Genomic DNA, 6942 nt, shown 5'->3' with positions numbered 1-6942 from the left:
CTTGTCAATTACTTGACCTTTTTGAGGTTGTAAATAGAAATCTGCATTTGCCGTCAAACCCGTTAATTTGGCAACTATTTCCGTTTGTTCTTCTACTGTTAATTTGTAAAAGTCTCGGCGATCGCTCCTGCCTACAGATTCCTTGATATTAAAGTCCTCAGTCAAAGTCCCAAGATCAAAAGCCTTTCTTTTGTTGTTCCCAGGATCGGAACTTTTCCCCTTGCGCCGTTGTATACCCACTGCAAGGAGTTCGTCTTCGGTATCGATGCTAACCTCTGCTTTGCCTAAAAGTTCCTCTTCTCCTTCGGAACTCAAGCTGCTGCTCTGACGGATAGCTCCTGGGGAGTCTGGTGGCAAGATTATGTCATCGTCGCTGGAAGTTGAGATGATAATTGTTTCTTGGTTACTTTCCGCGCTAAACGTTTCTAAATCTTGGAGATCAGTATTTTCAGTGTCGAGAAAAGCTCCTATGTAATTTTCGTTTTGTGAGTTAGGTTCTAAGAAACTTTCCAACATAGTCATAATTTCCTTCAATAATTAACAAATGTGACTTTTGAGGTGTCCCAAATGAACATCTATTAATTAATCAGGCAGACAAGAGAACTTTATGAAAAATTCCAGCAATTAAATTTATCAGGAAGAGATTTAGCTCAAAATTGTGGTGCTTAATAATTCAATACATTATAAAGTTAGTGTTTTATAGCAGAATTTAGATTGATTGTCAAATAATTTAATAGTTTTTAATTATTATTTGGAGTAGGGAGTAGGGAGTAGGGGGAAATAATTGATAATTTCTTTGCGACAATTGATTTTATTTTTTATTATTGGAGATGTCTAATGATTACGCAAATATTGACAGTTTCACTAATTCACCAGAAGATAATATCAGGACTTAAGCAGACTAACCCAGAAACCGGGTTTCCTGTAGAGAACTTTTATTAAAAATAATGATTTATTGTAGAAAGCAGGTTTCTTTGGGTAAGTCCTGAATATTCCAAAATTTACTATTCCCTTTAGCTAAAAACATGACTACTAACAAACCCAAAATTATTGTTATAGACGACGATCCCACAGGTTCCCAAACCGTTCATAGTTGCCTACTCCTAACTAAGTGGGATGTAGAAACCCTAAAATTAGGATTGCTTGACGAATCTCCCATATTTTTTATCCTCTCCAATACTCGCGCTCTGACTCCCGAACAAGCAGCTAATGTCACACGAGAAGTAACACATAATCTGACAGAAGCGATCGCTCAAGCAAATATCCAAGATTTTCTAGTCGTTAGTCGTTCTGACTCGACTCTCCGGGGTCACTACCCTGTAGAAACAGATGTTATTGCAGGAGAGCTAAGTCAGGCAAAGTTAGGTCAGTTTGATGCTCATTTCCTAGTTCCAGCATTTTTTGAAGGAGGAAGAGTCACCCGCAACAGCACCCACTATTTAATAGTCAACGGTGTCGAAACCCCAGTTCACGAAACAGAATTTGCCAAAGATTCAGTATTTGGCTACACCTATAGTTATTTACCTGATTATGTGGAGGAAAAAACTAAAGGTCAGATCAAAGCAGAAACTGTAGAAAAATTTACCCTTGATGATATTCGTTCTGGCAGTTTAGAACGTTTACTGAAATTAACTGGCAACCAATGTGGAGTTGTGGATGGAGAAACTCAAGCTGACTTAGATAAATTTGCCAATGATTTGTTGGCAGCAGCAAGTCAAGGTAAAAAGTTTCTGTTGCGGAGTGCTGCCAGTATTTTAACTTCCCTCGCTGCTTTGGGTTCTCAACCTGTAGCTGCAGAGGAGATGAGACAATATGTCAGGAGTGGCAAACCCGGTGTAATTATTGTGGGTTCCCATGTTAAAAAGTCTACTCAACAGTTGGAAAGGTTATTACAGGAATCTGAAGTAGTGGGTGTAGAAGTGGATGTGTCTCATTTAGTTGAAGACTCTCCAGAGCAAAGAGCAAATTTGCTCAAAAATATTCTGGAAAAAGTTTATGCTGTTCATGCAGAAGGGAAAACACCAGTCGTTTATACCAGTCGCGAGGAGTTGACTTTTGAAAATGTGCAAGTGCGCTTAGAGTTTGGTGTGGCAGTATCAGAATTATTGATGGATATTGTTCGGGGTTTGCCAGAGGATATCGGATTTTTAATAAGTAAAGGTGGAATTACTTCTAATGATACTCTGAGTAAAGGTTTAGCTTTGACTACTGCCAGATTATTAGGTCAGGTTTTAGCAGGTTGTTCGATGGTGCGGACTCCTACAGATCATCCTCAATTTCCTGAGTTACCTGTGGTGTTGTTTCCAGGGAATGTTGGAGATGTCGATGGATTGGTGACGGTTTATCAGCGTTTGAGTCTGGCATAATTGGGGTTTGCTGAAAAATTCTTTTTTACAGCGCTTTTCAAATTGATGAACCACATCTTCACAAGCAAAACATTGTAGGGACCTTCCATGGAACGTCCGTACTGCCGTGTCAAGACTAAAATAGTGGGTTAGGATCAAGTAACCTTGGAGACCTCTCCCCCCTGCCCCTCCCCCTCTCCTGGAAGGAGAGGGGGGAAAGACTCCCCCTTCCCTGGTAGGGAAGGGGGTTGGGGGGTTAGGTTCTTTAACTCACATTTTCTTTTTTTGACACGACACTACTGTGGTTTACCCAAATGACAACCGCTGTAAGGAGTAGGGGAGCGGGGGAGTAGGGGAGCTCACAAGGGTAGGTTTTTAATATTTCGGTGAAGATAAGACAAGGGAGGAAAGTAGACCAGTAGACAAGGAAGATTTTTTAGGAAAAACTGGGCTTTTGAGCATCTTTAATTTTTGACAACCGAACAGAATTTTGTACTGTTTTCCTCCCTTGTCTCCTTGTCTTCCTTGTCCTCCAAGTCTTGTCCCAACCCGAAAGTAAAAAACCTACCCCTGTGAGGAGTAGGGGAGTAGGGGAGTAGGGGAGAATTTTTTTGCCCAATTCTTGCCAAAAATACTAACAGGCATGAGCATGAAGAGCTGAAAACCAAGGTATTTCATATCAAATCCGGTAAAACAGTTATAGATTGCTCCAGTCTTTAGGAGTCAGAAGTCAGGAGTCAGGAGTCAGGAGGGGAGAGAATTACAAAGATTGAGTAGTTATGACAATTTGAGATTTTTTTTATGTCCAATCAAGCGGATTTGATATCAGACCTAAAAAGTCTAATACCATGTTCGGATAAACACTAACTAGGGTTTGCTGAAAAAGTCTTTTTTATAACAGTTTTCATGCTGGATAGACCACAGTTGTAATCATCGGGGGCAGTCCGGGAAGATTTGTATTCATAATTAGCTAGTCTTTGACTCATTACTCATTACTCCTGACTCCTAACTCCTTACTCCTAACTCCTAACTCCTTACTCCTAACTCCTTACTCCTGACTCATTACTCATTACTCATTACTCATTACTCATTACTCATTACTCATTACTCCTTACTCCTTACTCCTTACTCCTAGCAACCAGCTAGACTTTACGCAATAGGTAGGACGATCGTAAAGCTCGTGCCTTTTCCCACAGTAGAATCACAGGTAATTCTACCGCCATGTTTTTCTCTTACTATAGATTGAGCGATCGCCATCCCTAAACCTGTTCCCTTACCCACTCCTTTTGTTGTAAACCCTTGTTCAAATATTCTATCTTTTGTCTTTGGTTTCATCCCATAACCATTGTCTTGAATTTTTATCTGTACTTGAAGTGCATCAACTTGAGAGGTGATAATCTTAATTTGATTCGGATGATTCTGAATTTCAGCATAAGTTTTACCAACATTCGCCTCATCAAAAGCATCAATTGCATTTGCCAAAATATTCATAAACACTTGATTTAACTGACCAGGAAAACATTTAATTTCTGGTAGTTCCGAATATTCTTTAATAATTTCTATTGCCGGACGTTGCTCCGAAGCTTTGGTACGATGTTTGAGAATTACTAAGGTACTCTCTATCCCATCATGGATATTAAATTTCGTCTTATGCTCTTGATCTTTGCGGGAAAATATCCTCAGACTGGTGCTGATATTTTTCATCTGTTCTACTCCCATATTCATCGACTTTAAGATGTTGGGGAAATCTTCTCGAAGATATTCTAAATCTATCTCTTCAGCATGGTTAGCTATATCTTCCGCAGAAGTATTCTCTTCATATAACTCCAAATGTTCTAATAAGTCAGTTAGGTTTTCTTGAGCTATTAAAATATTGCCAGCAATAAACCCCAAAGGATTATTGATTTCATGGGCAATACCAGACATTAAATTACCTAGTGCCGACATTTTTTCACTTTGAACTATTTGTAGTTGTGCTTTTTGTAAATCTCGTAGTGCAACTTGTGCTTGCTCATAGAGTTGGGCATTTTGTAAAGCAATGGCAGCTTGAGCGCAGAGAAATTGAATTATTGTCTGCCGTTCCCAGGTAAAAATCCCTTTAGTGGTAGGATGTTCCAAATACAAAATCCCAACTAAATCACCTTGATGCAATAGTGGCACACAGAAGACACTTTGGGGTTGATAAGTGAGCAAGTACCCTTCAAGAATGCCAGTGATTTCAGTTTTGCTTTCATCAATGAGTACAGCGGACTGTGTATTTTTCACATATTGAATCAAACGAGTGGGGACTGGACTCTCAGCAGTCAGGGGTTGTAAGTCTGTATTGGTCTCTATTGTACCATCTGTTATCAGTTGTGCTATTGCCCGCAGATGCCATTGGTCAATTTCCGGAATCAGTAACACAGCTTTTTGTGCCCCGGCATTGGTGAGAATAATCTGTAGAATGTTGGCTAAGAGTGGCTCAAACTCTATGGTACTGGAGATAATTTGAGCTGCTTGTAAGATTGAAGCCAAATCCAAGGTTTCAGATAATCGCGTGCTAGTTGTTTTAGTCTGTGTTTTTGAGCTTAGTGTTTGATTAACCCGCTCAATACTATCAAGGGGATTAAATCCTACATGTTGCTCTTGCAGGATAGGGAGCAGTAGTTTAGGGTATTTGTCTTCTAGTTGGTTAATTTTAGCTTGCGCTTCCCACTGAGCATAACAATAGTAAGCTTCTACCATGTAGGTTTGGGCAATTTTTTCTTTGCCCCATTCCAGGTAGAATTTGGCTGCCAGTTCATTAGCTAATGCTTCTTCTTGGAGATATTCATTTTCTCTAGCTCCGACTATGGCACGATCATAAAGCTCTATGGCTTCAAGTCGCTTTCCTAAAACTCGGTGACGTTCTGCTGCAACTAAATCATACTTATGTTGACCATTCATGGGAGCATGAGATGCCCAGTATTGCATCTTGCTCTGATTAGTTTCAACCTTTTCCAGAATACTTTTCTGCACAGATATCTCAGGATCACCATAACAAGCTAACTGAGTCAACGAATCATAAAAATTCCACACATACTCATCTAAACAACCAGTTATCCCATCCAAATAAGACTCTGCTAGTGCAGAATTTTCCAGTGCTTGGGGAATACGCTCGAATAAATAGCAAAAAATCAACTTATTCAGATAAACATAATGGAGGACTGTGCGATCATTAGCAGCGATTTTCAACGGAACAGATTCAGTTTCATTATATGCTCTTCCTATTAGTTCCCATGGAGTTTCCGACTCTCCCAATAAATTTAGAATCGCTTGTTCAAAAGCTTGATTCCAAGCTAAGGTATTTTCTTGTTTCATGGTAGCGAGAGCATAACTTGCACTTGCCATTTCCAGTTGAACGACTGAGAGGTTCTGACCCATTAAATAAAGGTATTGAGTTCTGTATGAGATGGCGAACCCCCCAAATTGGAAGTTCCCAGTCTCAAGTCCAGCTTGGTAAGCTTTCAATAATAAGGGAAGAGATTCTTTAACGTGGGCTGAATAATGGTTGATGCAACCCCCGGCAATCACAGTACCACTAACACCATCGCCAGTTTTGGGGCTTAAATCTAATTCGCAAGCCAGTTTTCCATATTCGTGAGCTAAAGTAAAATCCTGTAATGCCAAAATACAAACCATGCCATAAGAGGAATAAATATTGGCAGAATATGCTGTATTCCCATATTGAATAGATAACTGCATGAGCCGACAAACCACCCAAGGGAAAAGACTTGGTTTAGCTTGATAACAGGGAGGCATTAAATTTGCGAGAATCTTTACTTTCCCTAACTGTTCCCTATCTTCCATCAAGGGTAAGTCTGCTAAGGTGGCAGTAGCTTTACCTTCCATTGCCTGGGAAACTGCTGCCAGTTCCACCTGCAAATCTTGTGGTTGAGGTGATTCTGGGACCTCAATTCCTAATAACGCCAAGAACTCTATACCTATATTAAGAGCAGATAACTGTTGACTTTGAGCCATCTGAGCCTGAATTTTAATTTCATGCACTTTCACCAGATCCAGCAAGTCTTGCCCATGTTCGATAATTTTCTCAATTATGGTTTCCATTAGTTCAAAATCACCAGTTAGATAAGCTGCTTCTGCTGAATTTTCATGTAATTTTAAAGTTAATGCATAATTCAAGCGCCAACTTTCTGTCTCAAGTAAAGACAACGCCGTTTGCAAATATTTTAATGCTGCCCCATAAGCTGCCGAACCTTTGGCTTTTTCTCCAGCAGAATAATTGAGTTGAATCAAATTATCTCGTTCTGTGGGATCAGCGATTAATTCGAGCGCCTGGTTCCAGTGATTGACTATTGTGAAAATCTGGCTTTTTTGCTGCTCTTGAGAAAAGTTTTGTGACAGAGTACGTCCAATATGTAAGTGGGTAGTTTGTTTTTGTTCTTCCGGAATCAGAGCATAAGCTGCTTGTTGTACTCGATCATGCAAAAAACGATAATTAACTGGTATATTTTCTTGACTTTTCTCTTCGTTTTCCTCTCCTTGGAAAAATTTATAGCTATCAGTGTTGGGAATTACAAACCCTTCTTGCAATCCTTGCCATAAATTTGCTGCTGCA

2 protein-coding genes and 1 pseudogene are annotated in these 6942 nt (G+C 39.7%); 1 reads left to right on the top strand and 2 read right to left on the bottom strand.

Annotated elements, in window-relative coordinates; translation table 11 throughout:
- Positions 1 to 522 (bottom strand): annotated as a pseudogene (locus tag F6K40_RS22185) (hypothetical protein); the annotation flags it as partial.
- A gap of 503 nt (positions 523 to 1025) precedes the next feature.
- Here F6K40_RS22185 and F6K40_RS22180 point away from each other — a divergent pair.
- Positions 1026 to 2366 carry a four-carbon acid sugar kinase family protein gene (locus F6K40_RS22180; RefSeq protein ID WP_293139276.1) on the top strand — a complete coding sequence of 447 codons (1341 nt, stop codon included), beginning with the start codon at positions 1026 to 1028 and terminating at the stop codon, positions 2364 to 2366.
- 1128 nt (positions 2367 to 3494) lie between these two features.
- Here the strand turns inward: F6K40_RS22180 and F6K40_RS22175 are convergent.
- On the bottom strand, positions 3495 to 6942 hold a 3448-nt coding region (locus tag F6K40_RS22175; protein WP_293139275.1), incomplete at its 5' end, for a trifunctional serine/threonine-protein kinase/ATP-binding protein/sensor histidine kinase.

Source organism: Okeania sp. SIO3I5, from assembly GCF_010672085.1.
GTDB lineage: Bacteria > Cyanobacteriota > Cyanobacteriia > Cyanobacteriales > Microcoleaceae > Trichodesmium.
This window is presented reverse-complemented; position numbering and strand designations above follow the sequence as displayed.